Annotated in this window: 1 pseudogene; it reads right to left on the bottom strand. The window is 29.0% G+C overall.

The features are described 5' to 3' along the window. Positions 1 to 119: 119 nt before the first annotated feature. Positions 120 to 252, bottom strand: a pseudogene (locus KHA90_RS25275) (IS3 family transposase); the annotation flags it as partial.

Here is a 252-nt window from a genome sequence, read left to right as displayed (position 1 = left end):
AGATAATTTTTTATTATATTTGACATAGATATTGTTTTGTTTGGCGACATCAAGATACTGAATTTCAGTATCTTGAACAATATCTAGTCCGTATTTTTTACTTGAAATAATTACACCCAACGGGTTCTAATAATACTTTTTAATCCTAGGAGTGTCATTAATCTGAGAACCGTTTTATGATTAATTAAAACACCTTTATTTCTTAGATCTAAAGTAATACGCCTGTAACCAAATCTGCCTTTATGCAGATGA

This window comes from Flavobacterium psychroterrae, assembly GCF_018380615.1.
Lineage (GTDB): Bacteria > Bacteroidota > Bacteroidia > Flavobacteriales > Flavobacteriaceae > Flavobacterium > Flavobacterium psychroterrae.
This window is presented reverse-complemented; position numbering and strand designations above follow the sequence as displayed.